Source organism: Campylobacter anatolicus, from assembly GCF_018145655.1.
Classification (GTDB): Bacteria; Campylobacterota; Campylobacteria; order Campylobacterales; family Campylobacteraceae; genus Campylobacter_A; species Campylobacter_A anatolicus.
In genome coordinates, this window is record NZ_JAGSSY010000002.1 from 382,672 (window position 1) to 405,746 (window position 23,075).

General features: G+C 34.8%; 28 protein-coding genes and 1 other RNA gene. 17 read left to right on the forward strand and 12 right to left on the reverse strand.

Going from position 1 to position 23,075, the window contains the following annotated elements; translation table 11 throughout:
• Position 1: 1 nt before the first annotated feature.
• The 3 genes from KDE13_RS04955 to panB form a co-directional block, all read right to left on the reverse strand.
• Entirely contained in the window at positions 2 to 1,045 is a 1,044-nt protein-coding gene (locus tag KDE13_RS04955) for an AI-2E family transporter (protein ID WP_212140898.1), read from the reverse strand.
• A 113-nt stretch (positions 1,046 to 1,158) separates the two neighbouring features.
• On the reverse strand, positions 1,159 to 2,172 hold the full coding sequence (ruvB, locus tag KDE13_RS04960) for a Holliday junction branch migration DNA helicase RuvB (RefSeq protein ID WP_212140899.1): 1,014 nt from the start codon (positions 2,170 to 2,172) through the stop codon (positions 1,159 to 1,161).
• A 58-nt stretch (positions 2,173 to 2,230) separates the two neighbouring features.
• Positions 2,231 to 3,037 (reverse strand): 3-methyl-2-oxobutanoate hydroxymethyltransferase, encoded by an 807-nt coding sequence (gene panB, locus KDE13_RS04965; protein ID WP_212143008.1) that lies wholly within the window; start codon positions 3,035 to 3,037, stop codon positions 2,231 to 2,233.
• Between the two features lie 83 nt (positions 3,038 to 3,120).
• On the opposite strand from panB, the gene KDE13_RS04970 reads away from it, so the two are divergent.
• From KDE13_RS04970 to KDE13_RS09560, 4 genes are all read left to right on the forward strand, one after another.
• Positions 3,121 to 3,525 carry an Hpt domain-containing protein gene (locus KDE13_RS04970; protein ID WP_212143009.1) on the forward strand — a complete coding sequence of 135 codons (405 nt, stop codon included), beginning with the start codon at positions 3,121 to 3,123 and terminating at the stop codon, positions 3,523 to 3,525.
• A gap of 35 nt (positions 3,526 to 3,560) precedes the next feature.
• Positions 3,561 to 3,919, forward strand: a transfer-messenger RNA (tmRNA) gene (gene ssrA / locus KDE13_RS04975).
• A 488-nt stretch (positions 3,920 to 4,407) separates the two neighbouring features.
• On the forward strand, positions 4,408 to 4,551 hold the full coding sequence (locus KDE13_RS09555; protein WP_229203844.1) for a hypothetical protein: 144 nt from the start codon (positions 4,408 to 4,410) through the stop codon (positions 4,549 to 4,551).
• Complete coding sequence (locus tag KDE13_RS09560; RefSeq protein WP_229204125.1) at positions 4,532 to 4,738, forward strand: hypothetical protein; 207 nt, start codon at positions 4,532 to 4,534, stop codon at positions 4,736 to 4,738. The genes KDE13_RS09555 and KDE13_RS09560 overlap by 20 nt, the downstream gene beginning before the upstream one ends.
• 149 nt (positions 4,739 to 4,887) lie before the next feature.
• On the opposite strand, the gene KDE13_RS04985 is transcribed toward KDE13_RS09560, so the two are convergent.
• Genes KDE13_RS04985 through KDE13_RS05000 form a run of 4 tightly spaced genes read right to left on the reverse strand, consistent with a single transcriptional unit; the run spans position 4,888 to position 6,746 of the window.
• Positions 4,888 to 5,277, reverse strand: a complete 390-nt coding sequence (locus KDE13_RS04985; RefSeq protein WP_229203846.1) for a rhodanese-like domain-containing protein — start codon at positions 5,275 to 5,277, stop codon at positions 4,888 to 4,890.
• Between the two features lie 22 nt (positions 5,278 to 5,299).
• Positions 5,300 to 5,842 (reverse strand): SCO family protein, encoded by a 543-nt coding sequence (locus KDE13_RS04990; RefSeq protein ID WP_212143010.1) that lies wholly within the window; start codon positions 5,840 to 5,842, stop codon positions 5,300 to 5,302.
• An 8-nt stretch (positions 5,843 to 5,850) separates the two neighbouring features.
• Complete coding sequence (locus tag KDE13_RS04995) at positions 5,851 to 6,318, reverse strand: hypothetical protein (RefSeq protein ID WP_212143011.1); 468 nt, start codon at positions 6,316 to 6,318, stop codon at positions 5,851 to 5,853.
• Positions 6,315 to 6,746, reverse strand: coding sequence for a copper chaperone PCu(A)C (locus tag KDE13_RS05000; protein ID WP_212143012.1), 432 nt, complete (start codon positions 6,744 to 6,746; stop codon positions 6,315 to 6,317). Before KDE13_RS05000 ends, KDE13_RS04995 begins: the two co-directional genes overlap by 4 nt.
• Positions 6,747 to 6,888: 142 nt before the next feature.
• Between KDE13_RS05000 and pgp2 the strand changes: the two genes are divergently transcribed.
• The 5 genes from pgp2 to KDE13_RS05025 are packed head-to-tail and all read left to right on the forward strand — an operon-like array spanning position 6,889 to position 9,969.
• Complete coding sequence (pgp2, locus tag KDE13_RS05005) at positions 6,889 to 7,851, forward strand: cell shape-determining L,D-carboxypeptidase Pgp2 (protein ID WP_212140905.1); 963 nt, start codon at positions 6,889 to 6,891, stop codon at positions 7,849 to 7,851.
• A 2-nt stretch (positions 7,852 to 7,853) separates the two neighbouring features.
• On the forward strand, positions 7,854 to 8,105 hold the full coding sequence (gene cmeU / locus KDE13_RS05010) for a CmeU family protein (RefSeq protein ID WP_212142427.1): 252 nt from the start codon (positions 7,854 to 7,856) through the stop codon (positions 8,103 to 8,105).
• A complete protein-coding gene (locus KDE13_RS05015; protein ID WP_212142426.1) occupies positions 8,098 to 9,111 on the forward strand; it encodes an alanine racemase in 1,014 nt (337 codons plus the stop codon). The genes cmeU and KDE13_RS05015 overlap by 8 nt, the downstream gene beginning before the upstream one ends.
• Positions 9,112 to 9,115: 4 nt before the next feature.
• Entirely contained in the window at positions 9,116 to 9,577 is a 462-nt protein-coding gene (locus KDE13_RS05020) for a hypothetical protein (protein ID WP_212143013.1), read from the forward strand.
• A gap of 53 nt (positions 9,578 to 9,630) precedes the next feature.
• Positions 9,631 to 9,969, forward strand: a complete 339-nt coding sequence (locus KDE13_RS05025) for a hypothetical protein (protein WP_212143014.1) — start codon at positions 9,631 to 9,633, stop codon at positions 9,967 to 9,969.
• A gap of 93 nt (positions 9,970 to 10,062) precedes the next feature.
• On the opposite strand, the gene htpX is transcribed toward KDE13_RS05025, so the two are convergent.
• Genes htpX through ribA form a run of 5 tightly spaced genes read right to left on the reverse strand, consistent with a single transcriptional unit; the run spans position 10,063 to position 12,592 of the window.
• Positions 10,063 to 10,920, reverse strand: a complete 858-nt coding sequence (htpX, locus tag KDE13_RS05030) for a zinc metalloprotease HtpX (protein WP_212140909.1) — start codon at positions 10,918 to 10,920, stop codon at positions 10,063 to 10,065.
• The gene (locus KDE13_RS05035) at positions 10,907 to 11,284 is read right to left on the reverse strand and encodes a hypothetical protein (protein ID WP_212142424.1); all 378 of its coding nucleotides are present in this window, start codon (positions 11,282 to 11,284) and stop codon (positions 10,907 to 10,909) included. The genes htpX and KDE13_RS05035 overlap by 14 nt, the downstream gene beginning before the upstream one ends.
• On the reverse strand, positions 11,284 to 11,478 hold the full coding sequence (locus tag KDE13_RS05040; protein WP_229203848.1) for a polysaccharide deacetylase family protein: 195 nt from the start codon (positions 11,476 to 11,478) through the stop codon (positions 11,284 to 11,286). The genes KDE13_RS05035 and KDE13_RS05040 overlap by 1 nt, the downstream gene beginning before the upstream one ends.
• On the reverse strand, positions 11,475 to 12,029 hold the full coding sequence (gene rsmG / locus KDE13_RS05045) for a 16S rRNA (guanine(527)-N(7))-methyltransferase RsmG (RefSeq protein ID WP_212143015.1): 555 nt from the start codon (positions 12,027 to 12,029) through the stop codon (positions 11,475 to 11,477). Before rsmG ends, KDE13_RS05040 begins: the two co-directional genes overlap by 4 nt.
• Positions 12,029 to 12,592, reverse strand: coding sequence for a GTP cyclohydrolase II (gene ribA / locus KDE13_RS05050; protein WP_212143016.1), 564 nt, complete (start codon positions 12,590 to 12,592; stop codon positions 12,029 to 12,031). The genes rsmG and ribA overlap by 1 nt, the downstream gene beginning before the upstream one ends.
• 66 nt (positions 12,593 to 12,658) lie before the next feature.
• Here ribA and hemB point away from each other — a divergent pair, with 66 nt between their 5' ends.
• From hemB to KDE13_RS05090, 8 genes are all read left to right on the forward strand, one after another.
• Positions 12,659 to 13,636: a porphobilinogen synthase gene (gene hemB, locus KDE13_RS05055; RefSeq protein WP_212140913.1), complete on the forward strand. Its 978-nt coding sequence runs from the start codon at positions 12,659 to 12,661 to the stop codon at positions 13,634 to 13,636.
• A 97-nt stretch (positions 13,637 to 13,733) separates the two neighbouring features.
• Complete coding sequence (gene argF, locus KDE13_RS05060; protein WP_212143017.1) at positions 13,734 to 14,654, forward strand: ornithine carbamoyltransferase; 921 nt, start codon at positions 13,734 to 13,736, stop codon at positions 14,652 to 14,654.
• A gap of 21 nt (positions 14,655 to 14,675) precedes the next feature.
• Positions 14,676 to 15,161, forward strand: a complete 486-nt coding sequence (locus KDE13_RS05065) for a DUF2603 domain-containing protein (protein WP_212140915.1) — start codon at positions 14,676 to 14,678, stop codon at positions 15,159 to 15,161.
• On the forward strand, positions 15,154 to 16,515 hold the full coding sequence (gene hemN / locus KDE13_RS05070; protein WP_212143018.1) for an oxygen-independent coproporphyrinogen III oxidase: 1,362 nt from the start codon (positions 15,154 to 15,156) through the stop codon (positions 16,513 to 16,515). The genes KDE13_RS05065 and hemN overlap by 8 nt, the downstream gene beginning before the upstream one ends.
• 107 nt (positions 16,516 to 16,622) lie before the next feature.
• Positions 16,623 to 18,332 carry a TolC family outer membrane protein gene (locus KDE13_RS05075; protein WP_212140917.1) on the forward strand — a complete coding sequence of 570 codons (1,710 nt, stop codon included), beginning with the start codon at positions 16,623 to 16,625 and terminating at the stop codon, positions 18,330 to 18,332.
• Positions 18,333 to 18,335: 3 nt separating this feature from the next.
• A complete protein-coding gene (locus tag KDE13_RS05080; protein ID WP_212140918.1) occupies positions 18,336 to 18,983 on the forward strand; it encodes a transglutaminase-like cysteine peptidase in 648 nt (215 codons plus the stop codon).
• Positions 18,983 to 20,932: a bifunctional diguanylate cyclase/phosphodiesterase gene (locus KDE13_RS05085; RefSeq protein ID WP_212143019.1), complete on the forward strand. Its 1,950-nt coding sequence runs from the start codon at positions 18,983 to 18,985 to the stop codon at positions 20,930 to 20,932. The genes KDE13_RS05080 and KDE13_RS05085 overlap by 1 nt, the downstream gene beginning before the upstream one ends.
• A gap of 3 nt (positions 20,933 to 20,935) precedes the next feature.
• Positions 20,936 to 23,074, forward strand: a complete 2,139-nt coding sequence (locus KDE13_RS05090; RefSeq protein WP_212140920.1) for a type I secretion system permease/ATPase — start codon at positions 20,936 to 20,938, stop codon at positions 23,072 to 23,074.
• Position 23,075: the final 1 nt, after the last annotated feature.

Below are 23,075 nucleotides of genomic sequence, written 5' to 3' on the forward strand. Positions count from 1 at the left end.
TTTAGACTATCTCATGCTCTTTTAAAAGCACATAAAGTTTTATTGTTGATAGGAAAAATGTAACTATTGCTGGACCAAGCACCAAACCCCATACGCCAAACGTTGTCATACCAGCAATCATTGCAAAAAATATCAAAAGTTCATTGATTTTAGTTGGGATTTTCACTAGTTTATCATTTATAAATTTAATAACAAGTGGCTTTAAAAATGTGTCAGCTATCACTGATATAACGATAATGGTATAAAGTGCGATCACGATGGATACACTCGTGTTTCCAATAGTAAATTCATAAAGACTAATAGGACCCCAAGCTAGTATGCCACCAACGACGGGTATGAGCGAACAAAATGCATATAAAACGCCTGTTAAAATGCCATTATATCCATACAGAGTCGTAATAAAAGCAAACAAAATTCCTTGTAATATTGCATTTATGATGATAGAGTAAAGCACGACGCTCATTACATTTGCGACCTCGCTTAGTATCATTGTGCTCTCATCGTTTCTCATCGGGAGAGCACTTTTTAGATATGCAACAAGCTCATTTCCGTATAGTATCGCAAAAAAGTAAAATACCAAGATAAAGGTGACATCAGTTATAAATTTAGCACTAAGTTTGCCTATATTTGCAAGGTTTGTAAATATATTTGCACTGATTGATTTTATATCTATAGTAGTGATAAATTCTTTAAACTTTGGCTCTAAAAACTCAATGCTCGATGGTAGCCCAAAGTCGTAATTTTTGATATATTCGATCATATTTGTAATATGAGCTATGTTAAACGTCGAAGCATATCCAGTAAGCTCAATAATAGTATATAAAAACGGTGCGATAAACAGTGCAAAAAGTACCGCTGTTGTAAGTGCCGCTGATAGGCTTTTGCGTCCTTTTGTGAGCTGTAAAAATTTTATATTTATATTTGATGTAGCAACCGCAAGGAGTGCTGCTATGAATATGTTTAATAAAAATGGCTTAAACAGATAGAGCAAAAGTGCAAGTGCGAAAAATGCAAAAAACGCTATAAAAATTTTTGAGTTATTCATCTATCTCCTTTTTTGTATTTGCAATTATATCAAAAATAAAAGCGAAAATTTAACGTGGCGATTTATTTGCTTTGTTAAATTTAAAATTTTTAAAATGGTTTAACTTTATCATATTACTCATCAAACAACCCTTTGTTAGAGTGCAAATTTATATGAAAAGTCTCAAAACACTTCGCACTTGCGATCCGTCCCTTCGCCGTTCGCTCGATGTAGCCATTTGCGATTAGATATGGCTCTATGACATCTTCTATCGTGCCCTCGTCTTCGCTAAGTGCTGCTGCTATAGTGCTAAGGCCTAATGGACGACGCCTGGCTTCTAGTAAAATTTCAAGGTATTTTATATCCATCTCATCAAAGCCTATTTCGTTTACTCCAAGTGCGTCCAAAGCGTCTTTTGCACGATTTTGTGTAATGATAAACTCATCATTTACTTCGGCAAAATCACGAATGCGTTTAAGCAGTCTTAAAGCGATACGCGGTGTGGCTCGTGAGCGGCGTGCTATCTCATGAGCGGCTAGTTTTTCGCACTCTTTACCAAGCTTTAAAGACGCTATTTGCACGATTCTTGTAAGCTCTGCATGGCTATAAAATTGTAAACGAAAATCCATACCAAAGCGATCACGAAGCGGTGCTGAGATCATACCAGCCCGTGTCGTAGCACCAATTAGAGTAAATTTAGGTAGATCTATTTTTATAGTCTGAGCTGCTGGACCGCTACCTATGATGATATCAAGACGAAAATCCTCCATCGCGGGGTAAAGAACCTCTTCAATAGCCGAGCTTAAGCGATGAATCTCATCTATAAAGAGCACATCGCCCTCTTGCAAATTTGTAAGCACGGCAGCTAGGTCGCCACTCTTTTCTATCATAGGAGCGGCGGTCATCTTTATGTTTACGCCCATTTCGTTTGCGATGATGTGAGCAAGTGTTGTTTTACCAAGCCCTGGAGGACCGTAAAATAGCACATGATCAAGACACTCGCCACGTTTTTTAGCCGCTTTTATAAAGACATTTAAATTTTGCTTGATCTTCTCCTGTCCGATGTAATCATCAAAGTTGCTCGGACGCAATGATGTTTCAAATTCGCTCTCAAAGCTTACTTTTTCTATCTCAACTATTCTATCCATTTATCACTCATTAAATTTTTAGATTTAATTATACATTTTTAAATTTAAAAATAGCCATTTACGCTTTATATTCAAACTCCTTGCTTGGGAATTTTCTGGTTCTGACTTCATTTGCGTATTCGCTCACCGCCGCTTTGACTAAATTTGCCCCATCAATATAACGTTTTACAAATTTTGGCTTAAACTCATCAAAAAAGCCGAGCATATCAGACCAAACAAGCACTTGACCATCTATATTTGCACCACTTCCTATGCCTATGACTGGCACTTTTACGCTTTTTGCGACCTCCTCAGCAACACTACTAATAACACCTTCAATCACTATCGCAAATGCTCCAGCCGCTTCATGGGCCTTAGCCTCAGATATTAGTCTTTTTGCATCAGATTCATTGCGTCCTTTTATCTTATATCCGCCGTCAAATCGCACACTTTGAGGCATAAGTCCGATGTGAGGCATCACATTTATACCTTCATCGACTAAACGCTTTACTATTGGTGCAGTCTTAATGCCACCTTCTAGTTTAACAGCGTCAGCTCCCGCTTTTTTATAAAATTTGATAGCATTTTTAAGTGCGGTTTTTTCATCAAAGTAGCTACCAAATGGCATATCAGCAATGATAAAAGTATTTTCCGCTCCTTTGCTAACAGCTTTTGTGTGATAAAGCATATCACGCATTGAGATACTTAGTGTGTCTTTTTGAGCATTAAAGCTCATATTTAGACTATCACCCACCAAAATAATGTCAGCAATACCTTCAAAAAGTCGTGCAAATAACGCATCGTAGGCGGTTATCATTACTATTGGTTCACTAAATTTTTTATTTTTTATATCTGTTACACTTAGCTTTTTGCCTCTAATTTGCATTTATTTTTCCTTAAATTTTATAAAATCGTTATAATTTTACCAAATTTTTGATACAATTATAAAATTATTTAAGGATGTGATTTATGGGAATATTAAAAAGATTAGAGATTGATTATTCTTATGATATAGTTGATGATTTTTTGTCGCATTATGCTTTGATGTGCGATCTAATGGAACCTTTGATTATAAGCTTAAGTCGTGAAAATAGGTATAAAGAAAATATCAATGAGCTTTTTAGGATTTTTCATAACATCAAATCCGCTGCAGGATTTATGCATATTGATCCAATTATGAAGCTCACAACATTGGCTGAGAAGGTCTGCTCAGAGGCTAGAGAGTTAGATGGTCCTGCAAATGATAAATTTATAGATTGGCTTTTACTTGCAAGCGATCAATTTGAAAAATATAAGCAAGATATAGAAAATGATGCTGAACATTTTAGCGTTTTAAACCCTAAAATTATCGATATACCGACTGAACTTGATTAAAATTTTAAAAAATACTATAATATCTGCCTTTTTATGGGAGTGACTTGGCTTCGACAGGAGCAGAGTTGTCATGGTTGCATACCGCTTTGAGCAAAGCGTTAAAAGCTCAAACTTAAATTTAAACGCAAATAACGTTAAATTTGCTCCTGCTTACGCTAAAGTCGCGTAAGTTCAGTTGAGCCTTGCACTTTTGATACTATCTAAAAAGCCTGCGAGTAACTCTAGATAGTGTAGGTCTGCGTTTTGACAATGCGAGGACTGAATATTTGTCTTAGTCTGGCTAGTCGTTTTGGAAGGTGAGCGTAGCTAGATGAAGCTTTCACTTTTGCTAAGTATGTAGAGGCTGTGATTGTTTTGTTTTTGGACAGGGGTTCAATCCCCCTCACTTCCACCATTTTTAATATTTAAACTTATTTCATTACATTTCAAAACGTTTAACAAACTTCGTAAAAATGATATTTTGTTACAATATCTATGTTTTAATATATTTCAGGTTATTACAATATGTTTAAGTTTATTACAAGATTTTTTCCGGATAATTTAGCGGATAGAAAATATTTTTTAAAAAAATGTCCGTAAAAAAGGAGAGCCTATGCCAAAGATTAATCCACCGCTTTTAGATAGTGGCATTAAAGCGTTAAAACCAAAGGATAAAATTTATAAAAATCTGATGGGTTTAAGACGTTAAGTGGTTTTAAAAGGTGGTTAATTTTGGGTTAGAAATCAAAGTGAAAAGCATAGTTTTTAACTCACTTTGATTTTAAGCATAAAATGACTTTGATTTCAAAAGCGGTTTTACAGATAACGATAAATGATAAATAGTATAATTTTTATAAATGAAAACGAACTTATAACAAGTGCGTATGAAAAAACGATACTATTTTGGAGAGTAAGACGAATATCTCAAGTTTGATAGTTTATGTAAAAGATAGTCAAAAAATTGATGAAATTTTAAAAAATTTAGAGCTAATGAATAAGTGCGAGATCATCGCGGTACAAGACGACAATGTATGTTGTAACGGCTGAAAATATTGACGATGAAATAAGAGTGTTTAAAAATATAGAAACGATAGATAGTGTGGCTGGCGTAGTGATGGTTTATAGCTATCAAGAGAATTGTGATGCAGATCGTGTAAGACTAGAAGCAGAAGGCAGGATAAGTGAAATTTTAACAAACGATGATCTAAAAGCCGAAGATATCGACCATAATTGACATATAAATTATAAATTTAAGTAAAAATTTATTGCTAATGTGCTTATACTTTTAAGTTAAATTTTATTTATTAAACAATCGTTTAACATTGCGGCTAAAATTTTGGCTACTATTTTTTAAATTTGATAGATAAACCACCAGAAATTAACTTATTTCTCGCTATAAGGCTTTGTTTGATAGCCATCTTTTATAAGTTGACTCATACCACCTTTTAAATTTATATATTTTGTATTACCATTATCTATAAGATTTGCAGCTTTGGCACTTCTTTTTCCACTTCTACAGATAAAGGCTACTGGCTCATTTATATTTACCCCAACCTCTTTTAATTTTGCTATAAACTCATCTTTGTTTTCACTTAGAGTTACTAACTTTGCTCCATCTATAACGCCAGTTTCAGCCCACTCTTTTGGTGTACGGACATCTACGATTTGTTTGTAGTTTGATAACTCTTGAGGTTTTACTGCGATCTCGCTAACTTCAGCTAAACTAATGTTTGCAACTATTGCGATTAATAATACCATCTTTAATAATTTCATAATTTTTCCTTATAGTTTATTTTTATGGACGATTATTTATTAAATTTTTTATATTTTCCCTTATGTTTTGTGGTGTTAAATTTGAAACTTCAGTAAAAAATTTGCTATCTTTATCAAAGAGATATATCGATGAGCTATGTGCAATAGAGTAGAGCATAGCTGAGTTTTTAAGATTAATTTTTTGGTATTTTACACCATAGTTCTTGGCAACTTTATCTAGATTTTTTAGCCTTAGTCCGATCGCATTTTTATAAAAATTTTGTACCATTAGCGTTAGATTTTCTGGTGTATCTCGTTCTGGATCTAATGTGATAAATACAAGCTCAAAGTCATCGCGTTTTATCTCGTTTAAGACATCGCCTATAAATGCAAGTGTGCTAGGGCAAACATCGGGGCAAAAGAGATAACCAAAGTATAAAATTTTATATTTGCCATTAAAACTTTTAAGACTTACTTCGCCATTTACAGATTCAGCAATAAAGTCATATTTATCAGACTTTAAAACTAAAAATAAAGCACCACTACTTATAAAAAAACAAACTAAAAATGCAAAAACATACTTCATAAGGTATCCTAAATTTTTAGATCAAAATCTATATATAGACCAGTTTTTTTACCATCGCTTAATACATCAAATCTATATCTCATGACATTTATCACACATGCACTAAGCACGATATTTGCGACCAAATCATCGCCACGTGGCTCAAGCTTCGCCTTTATTACGCCCATATTCATATTAAGCCCATATATATCAAGGCTAGGTTCTTTTAAATTTAATTTTACTGCACCGCTTATCTTTAAATTTATAGGTTTCATAGGATATATCGGTCTTGGCTCAAGCTCAAATATAAATTTATTCGTCCCAAAGCTCACTTCGCAAGGCTGAATGTTCATATCGCAGCTAAGTGGCTCAAGTGTAGTGCTAAAATTTGCAAACTCAAGAGAATCTTCACTTTTGCTACTTTTGATAACATACCAAGTTGCGAATATGCCACTAATAAAAATCAAAGATATAATTAAGATCAGTATTTTTTTCATTTAAAATTTGGTGTTACTTTAACATCATCAAGCTTTATCTTCTCGCCATTATCAAACTCAAGTTCAACATCGACTTTGTCGCCATCATTTAGTGGTCTGTTTAAATTTATAAGCATTATATGAAGTCCGCCAGGAGCAAGTTTGGTTTCGCTATTTTTTGCAATATTTATGTTATCAATCTGCATCATCGACATCATACCATTTTCCATTTTGTGGGTATGTATCTCTGTGTTGGCACATACGCTTGAGCGTGCTTGGAGTAGCTTTATATCTTTATTTGATTTATTTTTTATATCCATAAATATCGCACTATTGTTAGAGCCAGGTTTTGTTGTTCTTGCACGGACATTATCTATACTAATATCAGATGCCATAAGAGCCGAAATGCCGAAAGTTGCGATGATCGCAGACATAATAATTTTTTTCAAAGTATCTCCTTTTGATGAAATTTTTAATAATAATTTTCAAATTATACAATTATAAAGCATAAAATTTAGTTTAAATTATAAAAAAATGTAATTTTTTAGGCTATAATTACGCTTTAAATTTATGATTTTTTAGGATTTTGTTTTGAGAAAGATAGTGCTTTTATTTATTTTGATCATATTTGCTAATGCTAAAGATTACGAAGAAATTTATCTTAAAAATGGAGCCAAAGCTGTTATAAATGCAATTGAAAAAAATATTTTAAGTAAAGATTATTGGGTTAATAAACTAAAAGATACAGATGTAAAATATGGCTATTACGACAATGAAATTTTACTCACTATCGTTGATAAAACGGCTAAAAATTTAAAAGTCATATCTTATAAAAATGGTGTTTTAAATAAAATTTTTGCTAGTAATGTCATAGTTGGTAAAAGTGGTGATAAACTAGCTGAGGGCGATCTAAAAACGCCAATTGGAGTTTATGAGCTAACACGTAGATTTACCCCAAGTGACCGATATCTCGGACCTCTTGCATTCTCACTTTCTTATCCAAATTTACTTGACAAGTTAGCTCATCGCAATGGCGGTGGCATATGGATACACGGCTATCCACTTGACGGAAGTCGCACAGATGAGCTTAAAACTAAAGGTTGTGTAGCTATGGAAAATGATATACTTATGCAGTATGATAAGCTTATAGATTACAAAAAAAGCCTTGCTTTAATATATGAAAAAACATTACCAATCACTGACTCAAACGAGATCGCTACTATCATCTCTGGACTTTTTAAATGGAAAAAAAGCTGGACTGATAGCAATATAGATGAGTATTTGAAATTTTATGATAAGGACTTTGCTCGTTATGATGGTATGAGTTTGGCAAATTTTAAAGCGATGAAAAAGATGATATTTTCACGAAATGAGAGCAAAGAGATAAGATTTTCAAATTTTATCATCACGCCATACCCAAATTCTAAAAATGATAAACTGTTTCGTGTGAGCTTTTATGAAGACTATACTTCATCAACACATAAATTTCAGGGCCAAAAAACCCTTTATATCAAGCTTTATGGCGATGAGATGAAGATATTTATCGAGGAGTAAATATGCAAAATAATAATGACAAAGCAGAACAAGTAGCAGCCAAGTTGGAGCAAATTTTTAAAGCAAGGAGCGAGTTTTTTGCAGAGCTTGATAGGCAAGTCCCAAAGATAAACAATACAGATGTTTTTGACTTTAATGCAGTGAGTAGCACAAATTTAAAAGAGATTTATGCTAAATTTTATGCCTATGATTACAATGTGCGAAAGCTTTTACCAGATGTTTATGCCGCTTACGATGTGAATTTCAATGTCTGAGATACGACTAAATCGCACTGCTTATAGACACAATTTAACTCAAATTTGCACTAAAGCTAATGGCAAAGATCGAGTTATATTGGTGCTAAAAGATAATGCTTATGGGCACGGAGCTAGGCTTATCGCAGAAGAGGCTAGTGAGTTTGGGATAAAATTTGTTGCGGTTAAAAATGAGTTTGAAGCCAATGAGATAGAGCCTTTTTTTAAAAATATATTGATACTTTCTCATATTGCAAATGGAAACGAAACGGATAAGTTCATCTACGCTATAAATGATATACGGGGCTTAGAGCGGATAAAGAATGGTTCGCGTATACACCTTTGTATAGATACAAATATGCATCGAAATGGACTAAATTTAAGTGAACTAAACTTAGTTTTTAAGCTTTTGTTGGCTAAAAAATTAAAGCTTGAAGGGGCTTATACGCACTTTCGTGCAAGTGATGAGCTAAATGCTGATTATTTTGTACAAAGAGAGAATTTCAAGGTGGCAAAGGAGCAAATTTTAAGTCTTTGTGATAAATTTGGATTGACACGACCTATATTTCACTCGCATAACTCAGCTGGCTTGGAGCGATTTAGTGAAAACAGTGATGATATGGTGCGTGTTGGTATCGCTCAGCACGGATATGCTCAGTTTGATGATAGTTTAAATTTACGTCCAGTGCTTAGTTTGTGGGCAAATAAAGTGAGTGGACGTGTGTTAAAATGTGGTCAAAGCGTAGGATATGGTGCAAAATTTACAGCTATAAATGATATGAATATCGCCACTTATGATCTTGGGTATGGCGATGGACTTTTGCGTTATAACGGCGTTGGGGAGCTGCATTTAGCTAATGGTAATATACTGCTTGGCAAGATGTCTATGGATAGTTTTAGTAGCATAGATGCTGGTGAGTGGATCTGCGTGTTTGATGATGCAAATGTTTGGGCAGAGTTTTTTGGTACTATAAATTATGATGTTGTCACGAAGCTTTCACCGTTTATAAAGCGAGTGTGGGTATAAAATTGTGATTTTAATTAGAAAAATTTTATTAATCTTAACGGCTTTTTTAGCCCTTGCAAACGCGGATAGCTTTGATAAAAAAGCTACAACTGAGAGGGCATTTTATGAGCAAATTTTATCTGAGTTAAAAACCAAGCAGATACCGCAGTTTATAGAGGGTATTGCAAGTTTAAATTTACCACGCAGGATAGATGAGATAACCACCATAAGCTCACTTGACGCTAATGGCTTAAATATAAATGCAATTTTTAGTCTAAATGATATTAAGACTAGACAAATTTCTAAATTTAATAGCAAACAACTTGAGGCATTAAAGAGCGAATTTAAGAGCAATGGCAAGAAATTTCTTTGTAAAGAGAGTGTATCTATTGCCTTGCTAAATCGTGGCATAGTTTTGTTTGGTAGCTATCATTTAGATGGCAGACACCTTTTTGATATAAAGATGGATAAAAGTAGTTGCGAGTAGTTGTTTTTACTTTGCTTTTTAGCTCGTTCATTTTTGGAGCAAGCTCCTATGAAATGGCAGCTAAATATGCAAAATTTTATAAAAAAGCTATACCTTTGCGGCGTAACTCAAATCTCGTATTAAACGATCTTTTAAACATAGGCGATAACCTTTTGTATCGTTACGCAGTAAATGACACGAAAAAGACTTGGGTGAGTAAATTTAATACACAAGAGCTTAAAAAATATGCCGACGAAACACGCAAGATGAATCTGGCTCAAATTTGTCAAGATAGTGAAGCGATGGCTATGCTGGATAATAACATTACGATGGATCAGGTGTTTTATACGCAAGATGGTAGGCTTCTTTTTAACTACCAAATAAACAAACTTGACTGCATAAATAAGCGATAATCAATAAATTTTTTAGCTTAAATTAATGTCAATTTTATAAATTTTAGAATTTAAATTTAAACTAGTGGAGGGTTGTATATTCTCCACTAATTTTTATTCTCTTAGATGTTGCTCTATTTTCTTAAGCTCAGCTATGCGATCGCTTGTTAGCGGATGCGTACGAAATAAAGATGAGAGTGTATTTTTGATAGAACCAAATGGATTGATAATAAACATATGTGCACTTTGTGGAGTAGCGTTTGCTATTATGCGATTTTGTGAGTAGCTTTCAAGTTTACGCAAAGCGTTTGCGAGCCACTCAGGATGCCCGGTTAACAAGGCTGCACCTTTGTCTGCCTTGTATTCGCGTTCGCGTGAGATTGCCATTTGGATTATTGTGGCAGCAATTGGCATTATTATAGCAACTAAGAGCATTATTACACCGTTGTTTTTATTATTTTGTGAGTTTTGATTGGCAACTGCACCAAATTTAGCAAAGTTTGCAAGCATCGCTATTGCACCTGCCATTACCGCAGCTATCGTACCTGTTAGGATGTCGTAGTGTTTTACGTGGCAAAGTTCGTGAGCTAGAACACCTTCTATCTCATTTTCATTTAATAAATTTAAAAGCCCTTCTGTTATGGCGATTGCGGCATTGCTAGGGTTGCGACCAGTTGCAAATGCATTTGGTGCAGACTCTGGTATGATATAAACACGTGGCATAGGTATGTTTGCCCTTTTGCTTAGTCTACGCACGATAGTATAAAGTCCACTAGCATTAGCCTCGTCAACTTCAATTGCATTGTATCGTTTTAGCACGAGTTTATCGCTGAAAAAGTATGAAAATATATTCATGCCAGCTGCTATTAAAAATGCCATTATCATACCCTGCTGACCGCCAACTAGGCTACCGACAAACATAAAAAGCATCATCATGCCAACCATCAAAAAACAGGTTTTAAATATCTCCATTGTCTATCCCTTTTTTAAATATCGCTACGTCTACACCGTTTTGAGCTAGAGTTTCAAGTTCTACTTCATCGTTTATAACATAAGCTATCTTGCTATCAAACAGATAAAACTGAGCGAATTCGGCGAATTTTTTAGCTTTTTCTAGCTCATTTGCGATGATTAGCTTTGCTCCTGCTGCATTTGCGATTATTGCTTGGCTAACATCGCTACAATACACTGCAAATTCGGTATTTAGCTCATTTGCATAAGCTATCATATTTTTATCAAAATCAAATAAATTTACTCGTCCAGCCATTATCTGGCTCTCGCTACTCACTACAAAAAGTGGCTCATATGCTACTAGCTCATGCCCGATAAGTTGCATTAATTCTCCTTTTCACAGTCTTTGCAGATGTATTTTCCGTTTCGCAAAATACTCTCTTTTATATCAACAAAAGTGCCACATTTACCGCACTCAACGAAATTTTCCACTCTCTCATCGACTTGTTTTTTTGCCTTGAAAAATACTATATAGATGATGAAAAGTACGATGGTTGCGACTAAAATTTTAGTTATCATAATATATTATCCATTAAAATGTAATTTCTATTTTTATTATTGTAAATTTTTGCATTATATCCACTAAGCTCATCTGCTACGCTACTACCTTTATAGAGTAAAAATTTAGTCTGTTTATCATAAAAACCACTGCAAATTTTTATAAACTGTGGCATTTTCATTAATGCTCTTGATGTTATAAGATCGGCTCTAAATTTATCACACTGCTCTATCTTTTGACTATGCACTTTTAAATTTATCAGTCCCAATTCAACCTTGATAAGGCTAAGAAATGATGATTTTTTAGCATTTGGTTCAAACAGATGCCACTCGCAATCTTCTAAAATCATTGCCAAAAATACCGCTGGAAACCCAGCACCACTGCCAACATCGATGGCGATTTTAGGTGTATTTTGCTCTAAATTTAGCTCAAAAATTTCTATCGGTGCGATACTATCGGTGACTTGCTCGTCTATAAATTTATAGTTTGTCAAGCTATGAATACGGTTAAATTTAGTTAAAATCTCACTAAATTTAGCCACTTTTGCATTAAAATTACTCGGTAAAACCATCAAAGCTTATGCCCCATCTGCTCTTTTTTTACACGCAAGTAATTCTCGTTATATTTATTTGGTTTTATGATGATAGGTACACGTTTTACGATCTCAACACAGGTTAGCCCCATAAGTTTTAGCGGATTATTCGTAAGTAAATTTATACGTTTTATGCCAAAATGTTTTAAGATAAAATCAACTATCTCATAAGTGCGTTCATCAGTCTTAAAGCCTAGCTGGTGATTTGCCTCAATAGTGTCAAGTCCTTTATCTTGCAGTGCGTAAGCGTTTATCTTGTTTAAAAGTCCGATATTTCGTCCCTCTTGACGTAAGTATATTACCATACCGCCGTGTTTTTCAATGTATTTCAAACTAGCCTCTAGCTGGTCACGGCAGTCGCATTTTAGGCTACCTATGGCATCCCCAGTCAGACACTCTGAGTGGATACGTACGTTTAAAATTTCATCAAATGGCTCTTTGTATATCGCCAAATGTTCCTTAATGCCCTCTTTAAAAGCCTTAACTTTAAAACCACCAAAGCGTGATGGCAAGTTTGCTTCATTTGAAATTTCAATATTCATCTTAAATTTACTCCGATTGTGTTACACTAACTAAAACGGAATATTTTAACAGAAAAAGGCAAATATATGTTTAAAAGATTTAGAAGGCTTAGGATAAATCCAAATATTAGAGAGCTTGTGCGTGAGACAAATTTAAGTCCAAACGACTTTATCTACCCACTTTTTGTAGTTGAAGGCCGTGGTGTGAAAAAAGAGATAGGCTCAATGCCTGGTGTTTTTCAGATGAGCTTGGATGAGATTTTAAAAGAGTGCGAAGTCGTTGTGAGCCTTGGGATAAAGGCGATTATTTTATTTGGTATACCAAATTTAAAAGATAGTATCGGCTCTGATGCTCTAAGCGATGATGGTATAATCGCAACTTCACTTCGTGTGATAAAAGATAAGTTTCCAAATTTGGTAGTTATAACAGATCTTTGCTTTTGTGAATACACAGATCATGGACACTGTGGTATACTAGATCACGTCCATAATACAGTAGATAATGATGCAACGCTAGAAATTTCAGCCAAACAAGCGATCATTCACGCAAGAAATGGTGCCGATATGATAGCACCAAGCGGTATGATGGATGGCATTATTACTACTTTGCGTGAAGCTTTAGATGAAAATGGATATGAGAATTTGCCAATTATGGCTTACTCTACTAAATTTGCTTCAGCATATTACGGACCTTTTCGTGATGTGGCAGAATCTGCTCCTAGTTTTGGCGATCGCAGAAGCTATCAGATGGATAGTGCAAATCGCTTGGAGGCGATAAATGAAAGTTTGCAAGATGAAGCTCAGTCTGCTGACTTGCTAATGGTAAAACCAGCACTTGCCTATCTTGATATAATCCGTGAGTTAAGAAACTCAACGCTTTTGCCGATATGTGCGTATAATGTAAGCGGTGAATATGCCTTGCTAAAAGCTGGGGCTAATGCTGGAGTGATTGATTATGAGCGTGTGATGATGGAGACGTTGCTTGGGATAAAACGTGCCGGAGCGGATATGATGATAACCTATCATGCTAAGGAAGCAGCTGAAATTTTAAGGAGAGCAATATGAGAGCGTGTAAAAGCCTTTTTATAGGGCAAAAAGATACTTCGGCGATTACGCTGCGATAAGTGGATTTGCTCTGCGATATAGATATAAAAGGTAGATAATGAGACATTTTCTAACGTTAAATGATTTTAGTAAAGATGAAATTTTAGAGATTTTAGTCCTTGCAAAAGAGATAAAGGAGCAGACAAAACGCCGTGAGTTTGTACCATATCTAAAAGGACAAAACTTAGCTATGATATTTGAAAAGAGTTCTACAAGAACGCGTGTGAGCTTTGAGGTCGGGATGAACCAGCTTGGAGGTAACGCACTATTTTTATCAAAAAATGACATACAAATGGGACGTGGAGAGCCAATAAGAGATACCGCTAGAGTGCTTGATAAAATGGTTGATATGGTGATGATGCGAGTAAATTCACACGATACGCTTACTGAGTTTGCTAAATTTAGTTCAGTGCCTGTTATAAACGGACTAAGCGACCTTTACCATCCAGTGCAGCTTATGGCTGATATTCTTACTATGAAAGAGTTTGGCTCAGGGCAGGTTGTAGCTTATGTAGGTGATGGTAATAATATGGCTCATTCGTGGCTGATGTTGGCCTCAAAGCTTGGCTTTGAGCTAAGAGTAGCCACACCAAAAGGATATGAAGTAAATAGTGAAATTTTAAAACAAGCCTATAAAAATGCAGAGCTTTCAGGGGCTAAAATTTATGTCAGCAATGATATAAAAGATGCTGTGCGTAATGCAGATGTCGTTACTACCGACACTTGGGTATCAATGGGACAAGAGAGTGAAAAAGAACAACGTATAAAAGACTTTGATGGGTTTATCGTTGATGAGAGTATAATGGCTTTGGCAGATAAAAATGCGATATTTTTGCACTGTTTACCAGCTTATCGTGGATATGAGGTGAGTGAAGCGGTGTTTGAAGCACATGCGGATGAAATTTTTGCCGAAGCTGAGAACCGCCTACACGCACAAAAGGGCATAATGGTCTGGCTAGATAGGCAGAGAAATTTATAAATTTTTAAATTTGGATAAAAAATGAGTGAAGATAAAAACGTATATGATAAGATAGATGAAATAAGCTCAAATTTAGGTATTAAAGATAGTGAACGAACGATATTTGAGATAGTGCCGACTAAAAATCCAAACGAACACACGCTAAGCCTGAAAAGTGGCTCGTGGGATGGTGTGGAGCCGTGGTTTGCTATAGATGATAAACAAAATTTACACACGATGGTCTCTATAAAGTCGCTTTCTGAACTTTTAGATAAGTTTAAAGAGTTGCAAAAAGAGAACTTTGATCTAAAACTTGAAAAGACGATATATCAAAACGTACCGGTTGATTTTAGTGATGTTTGGGTTGTTGCGATGGATGAGATACGCAAAATGGCCACTGAAAAGAGTGATAGAAATTTTAGTATTGACATTGAAAAACTTGTAAAAAACATAAAGAAGGAGCATCCAAATTTGTTTGTAAATATCGAAGCGATGATAAATATGGCAAGGAGTAGAACAGATGATTGATTTTGCAGCATATGTGAAGTATTCACGTCCAGGACCTCGTTACACAAGCTATCCAACCGCACCTGAGTTTAGTGATAAATTTTGCTATGATGATTATATAAACGAGCTTAAAAATCGTGATAAAGCCAGACCACTTTCGCTATATTTGCATCTACCGTTTTGCAGAAGTGCCTGTTATTTCTGTGGGTGTAACGTGATATATACGAGTAAAGAGGATAAAAAAGAGCGTTATATAGGATATATTGAACGTGAGCTTGAAATTTTATCCCACCATCTTGATACTTCTTCACCAGTGCTTCAGATGCACTTTGGTGGCGGGACTCCGACATTTTATAGTGCTGAGCAACTAGATCGGATTATAAATTTAATAAAGGCAAAATTCCCAAATTTTTTACCAGAAGCTGAAGTTAGTTGCGAGATAGACCCACGCTTTTTAAATGAAGCTCAGCTTGATGTGCTAACTTCTCATGGCTTTAATCGCATAAGTTACGGTGTGCAGGATTTTGACGAGAGAGTGCAAAAAGAAATTCATCGTATCCAACCATACGAAGTCACGCAAAATGCGGTAAATTTAGCACACAAAAAGGGTATAAGCTCTATAAATATGGATCTTATCTACGGACTGCCATATCAGAGCCTTGATAGCTTTAAACGCACCTTAGATTTAGCACTTACGCTTAGTCCTGATCGCTTTGCGGTATTTAACTACGCACATGTACCGTGGATTAAAAAGTCAATGCGTAAATTTGACGAGACGACTCTGCCAAGTCCGCAGATTAAGTTAGAAATTTTAAAATATACAGCCGAGTTTTTAACACAAAATGGCTATAAAATGATAGGTATGGATCATTTTGCAAAGCCTGATGATGAGCTATTTGTAGCGTTAGAAAATGGTACTTTGCATAGAAATTTTCAAGGCTATACTACTAAAGGTGGAGCGGATTTAATAGGCATAGGAGTAACGAGTATCGGTGAGGGCAAGAGGCATTATGCACAAAATTTCAAAGAGCTTGATGAGTATGAGGCTGCGATAGATGCTGGCCGGTTACCATATTTTAAAGGGATTTATCTAAGTGATGATGACCTTATAAGAAAGAGTGTGATAATGAGCTTGATGAGTAACTTTGCTGTAGATATAAAGGCTATTGAAACTGAATTTAGTATTAAATTTAGTGAATATTTTAAGAATGATTTAGCTGAGCTTAGTGAGTTAAGTGAGTTTGTTAAAATTACTGCAGATAGGATAAATGTAAATGAAACGGGAACATTAATAATAAGAAATATAGCGATGTGTTTTGATGCGTATCTTAAAAAAATACCAGAGAATTTAAGAAGATTTTCAAAAACATTGTAAAAATATTGTAAATTTTTTTATATATGCATTACAAATTAATAAAAAATTAAACAAGTGTTATATATAATCCAAATGAAACAAAATTTTATAATTAAAGGAAGCTATGTATGAAAAAAATGATTGCAATGAGTGCTTTGGTTGCAGCTACTGTTTTGTCTGCTCAAGATGTATCATATAGGATATTTTTGGGTACTTTTAGTAAGAGTGGCAATGAAGTCGGCATAAAAAGGATTGCTGATAAGATCAAAGATAAGATTGCCGGAGATTCTAGACTAAGCTCTGGTTTGTATACTACAAATAGTGGTCAGAGAATTTTATACGTTGATACAACTGCTATGAGCCAAGCTGAAGCAAACAGTATTTTGGCTGACTTTAAGAGAATGAATGGACATTCTGACGCATATATGAAGGAAAAAGAAGGTACTCCATCAATGGCTTTTAGTAGCGAGAGTGTAGATACTAAAGCACAAACAGAGACTACTACTGAGATGGCAGCATCAAACACTCAAACAGTAGATCCTATTCAAAATGGCACTTTGACACTAAATCAAGTAGTTAAAACTATATTGGCTGAAAATCCAGACTTAAAAGCAACCGAGTTTGCATATTTACAAGTTGGCAAAGATCTAAAAATAGCTAAAAATGCTTACTATCCTACACTTGATGCGTCTGTATCATATGGATACGAGAAAAAAAGACGTAGAGAAAATAAAAACGAAAAGAGCAGAATAGGTGACGGTGAAGTTATGAACGGTAGCCTAACTTTAGTAGAAAATTTATATAATGGCGGAGCTGATAAGAATAGAATTAATTCCCAAAGTGCTCGTTTGGACTCAGCTGCTTATAGTGTAGCTCAAAAGGCTGATAGACTTGCTCTTGATACTGTAAATGCTTATATTGAAGTAATAAAGACTAAGAAAATTTTAGAGATTGAAGAACTAAATGTTAAAAATCACCAAGGAATTTATAATCAGATCAAAGAAAGAGCCCAATCAGGATATGGGGTAGCATCTGAAGAGCGTCAAGCTGGATCGAGATTTACACTGGCTCAATCAAACTACATAGCTGCTAAAAATAACTACGATGATGCGATATCTACATTTCAAAAGTTATATGGAAAGCCAGTAGCTGCTGAAAATTTAGTAATGCCAGACTTTAATATACCACTTCCAGCAACAGAACAAGTAGTATACGATAAATCAATGCTTTGTAATCCATCTTTGCTAGTTCAAAGATCAAATATCGCTATGGCTGAATCAGTGATAAAAGAGAAAAATGCACCATTTTTACCGAAAGTTGATCTAGTGGTATCTGGAACTCATGATGGCACCGATGTATTGTATAATCATTATAAAGAAGATACTTTTGATGCATTGGTAAGAGTAAATTATAACCTTTATAATAAAGGAAGCGATAAGCTAGATAAAGAAAAGAGCCAACTAGCACTTCAACAAGAGCAACATACTATGGATAATTTAGTTAGAGGGCTTACGGAGGCACTTAAATTTTCTTGGCAGAACTACACATATTCACAAGAAAAAATGGCTTATCTAAATCAACACGTTGAATATGCAAAAGCTACACTTGATTCTTATCAAGATGAGTTTAGAATAGGTCGTCGCGATCTTATAAACCTACTTGATGCAGAGACTGAGTATAATACGGCCTTAAAAGAGATTATAAATACAGAGACAACTTTACTTTATGCAAAATATAGAATACTTGATAATATGGGTATGATCTCAGATAGCTTTGAGCCAGGATTTGCAAAAAGATATATTCAAGGTGCTTGTAGCATACAAAATGATCTAAAGTAATAAATGATAAAAAAACTAATAAGAGTGCTAATAGTTGGCACTCTTTTGTTTTCATTAAATTCTATTGCTGATTTTATAAAAAATGCTACTATTAAAAAAATGGAGCGAATTTATGGTGATAGTGCTAGACGAAGAGTTGTTGCCTTAAATGCCCTTATGGCATCACTTTCAAGTGCAACCGAACAAGATAAGCTTGTAAAGGTAAATGATTTTTTTAACTCCCTTAGATGGGCTTCTGATATGGAAGTTTGGAGGCAAAAGGACTACTGGGCAACGAGAATGGAATTTCTAGGAAAAGGTGCAGGAGACTGCGAAGATTATGTCATAGCGAAATATTTTACACTTAAACAACTTGGTGTCCCAACTAGTAAATTGTATTTTACATATGTAAAAGCCATTAAATACAATCAGGCTCATATGGTGCTTTCTTATTATGATACGCCAAAATCAATACCACTAATTTTAGATAATATAAATGGCAAAATAAAGATCGCAACACAAAGAACAGATCTTCTTCCCGTATATAGTTTTAATGGTGATTCACTATTTTTAGCGAAGCAAGAGGGGCTCGGGCAAGCTGTGCCGGGTGGCAATAAAAAACAAAATCCAAAGTGGATAGAGCTGATGGATAAAATGGAAAAAGAGGACTAATGACACTATTTAAACAGATTATGTTGGCCGTGATGGCTTTTTGTTTTATGATATTTGTTGCAGTTGGGTATTTAAATTTTAAGAGTTTAAATAATTATATAAACGATCAGCTTAGCATAAATGCACGACATACGGCAAATTCATTAGGGCTTTCTCTTAAACCAGTGCTTGATCCAGATGATCTTTCTATGGCTGAAACGATGATAAATTCGATGTTTGATAGTGGGTATTATAGCCTGATAAAACTTGACGATGTCGATGGCAAAACCTTAGTGGAGAGCTCACAGGAGATTGTTGTCGATGGTGTTCCTGAGTGGTTTTTAAAATTTGCTAAATTTACAGCACCAGTTGAGAGTAGCGAGATAATGACTGGCTGGGCTAAATTTGGTACGCTTTACGTTCAAAGCAATACAGGACTTGCATATATTGGTCTTTATTCTAATATGAAATATATATCTGAGTTTTTAGTTGTGATGATGATGATTGCTCTTGTGGTAACATATTTTGGATTAAAGATTATATTTAGACCGTTAAACAATGTACAAAAACAAGCTGAAGCGATACTTGATAATAAATTTTTAATCCAAGAAAAAATTCCATTTACAACTGATCTTAAGCAGATGGTGCTTGCTATGAACTCTATGGTTGCAAAGGTTAAGGATATATTTGAGCGAGAGGCACAAACACTTGATAAATACCAAGAGTTGCTTTATAAAGATAGCATAAGCGGTGTTTATAATAGACGATATTTTCAGACTAAATTTAGTGAGTATCATGCAAGTGAGGAGTATTCAAGTGGTGTTTTAGTGCTTATAAGCTTTAAGGGGCTTGTAAATTTAAAGAGAACTTTAGGCTTTGAAAAGTGGCAAGAGCTGATTATAAAGATTGCTCAAAAACTAAATGATTGTGTAAGTGAAAGTAGACATAGTGCCGTTGTATCAAGATTAAACGATAATGATTTTGCAATTTTGATACCTAGCACAAACGTAGATAGTACTATAAATTTAGTCCAAGATATAACAGAAAATATAAAAGAAATTTATAAAAATTTTGATATAAATGATAACGAACATTCACAAAATTCAGCCGTCGTTGCATATACTCCGCAAAGCGATCTAAAGACGCTCCTTACAACTGCTGACGTTACTTTGGCTTCAGCTCGTTTGATAGGAAGCTTTGAGTATAAAATTTTTAAGGATGATACAAATGCACTGATAATTGGCAAAGAGAAATATCGTGACTTAATCGCTAAATCTATGCAAAATGATATGTTTAAATTTGCAGCTCAAAAGGTAGTATTTGGTAGTGAAAATTTTGAGCATTTTGAGCTTTATTTACGTCTTGTCGACAAAAATGGTAAGTGGCAGATGGCATCATATTTTATGCCGATGGTAAATGAACTTGAGCTTAGTGCTACGCTTGATTTGCATATACTAAATAGAATAGCTCAAATTTTACCAAATAAAATTCTCCCACAAACATCTTTAGCAATAAATTTAGGCAAAGAGATCTTAAACTCAGACGATAGCTTTTATAAACTTGAATCAGCCCTTAAAAAGATCGCAGCAAATTCTAAATTTAAAAACTATATAGAAATTCCAAATAAAGATGATATTAGTATGCAAAGTGTTATTAAACTGACTAAAAAACTTAAAGAATTTGGTTTTGGTTTTGGTTTTGATCATTTTAGTATTGATGCAAAAAGTATAGAGAAATTAAAAGAACTTAATCCAGATTATGTTAAAATACAAGCAGCAAATATCATTGACTTTTTTAGCGATGAGAGCAGTGTCCAAACAAGGCAGTCGCTTGAGATTATTATGAGCTCAAAAGAGATTAAGCTTATCGCGATTGGTGTTGAGAGTGAAGAGCAAAAAGATAGACTTATAAAACTTGGTATAACAAATTTACAAGGTATGTTTATAGATGAGATTAAAAATATTGGATAAAAAATGCAAAATGAAAAGATAAAAGACGAGTTGCTTGAATGTTTAGTAATATTTACTAAACTGCATAATAACCCATATAGTGCAGATGCCCTTACCATTGGACTTCCAGTGCAAGAAGGTGAAGAGATTGAGCTATTTTCTTTAAATGGTTCAAAGTCATTATTTTCTCGTGCAGCAGCAAGAGCTGGATTTGTTTCGACACTTGTTAGGAAGCAGATAGATGAGATTTCTCCGCTTGTTCTGCCTTGTATACTTATGCTACGTGGTAAACGTGCTTGTATATTACAGAGTATAAGTCCTGATAGGACCAAAGCGACTATTATTACGCCAGATATATCAACTGGAACTAGCACTATTGATATTGATCAGCTAAAAGAAGAGCATTTAGGCTATGCATACTATCTAAAACGCGAATTTGTCCCAGAGGACAATAGTTCGACACATCTAATAGATGCTGGAAAAGATCATTGGTTCTGGGGTACTTTAAAGCGTTCAAGAAAAATTTATTTTGATGTTATTTTAGCCAGTCTTGTTATAAATTTATTTGTTCTAGCCAGTCCACTTTTTACAATGAATGTTTATGATCGTGTTGTGCCAAATAACGCAATAGAAACGCTTTGGGTTCTTGCACTTGGCGTAGTTGTTGTTTACGGTATAGATTTATTTTTAAAATTTGTCCGCTCGTATTTTTTAGAAGTTGCTGGTAAAAAGAGCGACATTATAATGAGTTCAATGCTATTTGAGCGGGTTATGGATATGAAATTTAGCAATAAACCAAAGTCTGTAGGATCATTTGCTAGTAACTTAAAAGAATTTGATACTGTTAGAAATTTCTTCTCATCGGCCTCTATCGCGGCATTAGTTGATCTCCCATTTGCTGTTATTTTTTTAGCAGTTACATATTTTATAGGCGGATATTTAGTTGTTGTGCCAGTGATAACAATCCTGATTATCTTATGTTATACATTTTTTATAAAAGATTCACTTCAAAATGCGATAAAAAGCACATTTGAAGCATCTGCTAAGAAAAATGGAATTTTGATAGAGAGTTTGAGCGGACTTGAGACTATAAAGACACTTGGTGCTAGTGGGCACGTCCAGTGGAGCTGGGAGGAGGCGACTGGTGAGATAGCAAATCGTAGCATAAAATCAAAAATGATAACAACTTCGATCACAACAATAACGTCATTTTTGGTGCAGCTAAACACTATTGCCATTATTGTTCTTGGTGTGTATATGATAAAAGAGACTGAGCTTACGATGGGAGGGCTTATTGCTGCCGTTATGCTTAGCTCACGAGCGATCGCTCCTATGGGGCAAGTAGCGGCATTGGCTGCAAATTTTGAACAGACTAAAAATGCATATGAAAGCCTTAGTAAAATTATGCAGATGCCAGTTGAGCGTCCAGAAGGTAAAAAGTTTGTCAGACGAAATTCCTTTGATGGTAAGATAGAATTTAAAAATGTTAGCTTTACATACCCAGAAACTACAAAAGGCTCGTTGGATCGCGTTAGTTTTGTTATTCAACCTGGTGAAAAAGTCGGTATAATAGGCAAAAACGGCTCTGGTAAAACCACACTTCAAAAGCTTATTTTGGGTCTTTATTCTCCTACAGAAGGCTCTGTTTTGATAGATGGTATCGATATAAATCAGATCGATCCAGCCGATCTAAGACGCAATATTGGCTATGTGCCACAAGATGTTATACTATTTAAAGGCACAGTTCGTGAAAATATCGTACAAAAAGCACCATATGTTGATGATATGCAGATTATTAAAGCCGCAAAAATAAGCGGTGTCGATGAGTATATAAATGCTCATCCACTTGGATTTGATATGCCTGTGCTTGAACGTGGCGATGGTATAAGCGGTGGACAACGTCAAAGTATTGCCGTGGCAAGGGCATTTTTGCTGAATAGTCCAATTATATTGCTTGATGAGCCAACAAATTCGCTGGATAATACTGTAGAAAATAAATTAAAGCAAAATTTAAAAGCAAGTATGGCAAATAAGACGATGTTGCTTATAACGCATAGGATGTCATTGCTTGACCTAGTCGATCGATTAATCGTGATAGATAATGGCAAAATCTTGCTTGATGGCTCAAGAGATGAAGTATTACAAAAGCTTAGTGGGAAATAAC